This is a genomic window from Pseudomonadota bacterium, assembly GCA_010028905.1.
Lineage (GTDB): Bacteria > Vulcanimicrobiota > Xenobia > RGZZ01 > RGZZ01 > RGZZ01.
Genome location: RGZZ01000772.1, coordinates 1 through 1560 on the forward strand (window position 1 = coordinate 1; position 1560 = coordinate 1560).

Annotated in this window: 2 protein-coding genes; both read left to right on the forward strand. The window is 63.5% G+C overall.

From position 1 onward, the window contains the following. Positions 1-491, forward strand: a 491-nt coding sequence (locus EB084_25145; GenBank protein ID NDD31551.1) for a hypothetical protein, incomplete at its 5' end; no start/stop codon positions are given. Positions 492-539: 48 nt separating this feature from the next. Next, positions 540-1560, forward strand: a 1021-nt coding sequence (locus EB084_25150; GenBank protein NDD31552.1) for a hybrid sensor histidine kinase/response regulator, incomplete at its 3' end; no start/stop codon positions are given.

A 1560-nucleotide genomic window follows, 5' to 3' on the forward strand; every position in this document is an offset into this window, starting at 1 on the left:
TCGGTGTCGAGCTCGCGCAGAAGACGCGCCGTGCCGAGCGCCTGGAGGTGGTGCTGCACAAGCAGGAAGAGGTTGGCGCCTGCGCAGAGCTGATCACGTGCATCGTCTCCAACATCTGGGACTTTGAGAAGTTGCAGGGCAGCGTGTCGGTGCAGGCGGCGGCCACGGCGGAGGCATCCGTCGAGTTGCACATCAACGAGACTGTTGGTGAGATCATGCAGATGCTACGCAAGTCATCCTTGTACAAACCGTCCGTCGCGCTACGGACGGTTTGTGACGACATGATCCCCGCCAAGTTATGGGGGCAGCGCTCGATCCTGGTGCGTGCGCTGCTCAACTTGATCTCCAACTCCCTCAAGTTCACCGACGGGGGGCATGTCACTGAGCGCGACCGACGTGCGTGTGAGGGTCGAGGTGAGTGCCACTGTTGGCCACTGATGGCCACTGATGGCCACGGTGTATGGCCTCGGATTGCATCGGATGACGTGTGATGGCCTCTTGGGTGGCTCCTCGCCCAGGTTGTCGACACGGGCTACGGGATGACCAAGGATGAGATCCAGCGCGCGCGCCAGGCGTACGTGAGTGGCGTTCGCGAAGGGCGCGATAACCGAGCGTCGGGCTTGGGCCTCGGGCTGCCGATTGTGATCTCGTCGATCGAGAGCGTCGGAGGTACGTTCCAGATCGACTCTCGTGCAGGCGAGGGTACACGCTGCTCGATTGAGATGGCATTCACGCGGGAAGACCCGTTGCTCGAGGGCATCTCGCAAGAGAAGGAGAAGGAGACGCGCGAAAGGGAGAAGCCCAAGAAGAGCTGCAAGACCATCGCGATCATCGATGACGTCGAGATGATTCGGCTCGGCGCCGCCGATGTGCTCGAGAACCAGGGCCACCGGGTGCTGCTCGAGAGCGACGGCGAGAGCGGCCTCGAGATGCTCAAGCTGAACGCGGATGAACTCGACCTCGCTCTGGTCGACATCCAGATGCCCAAGATGAGGGGCGACGAGCTGATCGTGCTGTACCGGCAGTGGGAGCTCGCGGAGCGGCCGGGCAGGCGGCGCCTGCGCATCTACGCGTGCACCGGGAACGCCACCTCGACCGACTCGGCCGCGTACATGCGGGCGGGCTTCGACGGGTGCATCTCGAAGCCCGTCTACCCGCAGACATTCAAGGCGCTGCTCAGCAGCTCCAAGCTGATCGTACAGAGCGCCTTGGTCGTCGGCTGCCAGCATTCACACTTCTCGTCGGGCAGCAGCAACTACTCGTCGAGCGATTCGACACCGCCGAGCCCGGGACCGCGCACGAGCGGGGCGTCGAGCACGGCGTCGCCGGTGCTCTCGTCTAGTCCGCGGTACTGGGGAGGTGGCATACGCAACCGATCGACCGTTCCGCTTTCGGAGCTACGCGCTGTCTCTCCCTCGACGCTCGACGAGATCCGCGGAGATGATCGGAGATCGGCATCTGGCTATGGGGAGAGATTGGCATCTGGCCGGATGCACGCCGCAACGTCCACGACGCGCAAATTCTCCAAGGAACCGAACAGCAAGCCTGTCGGCGGCATGC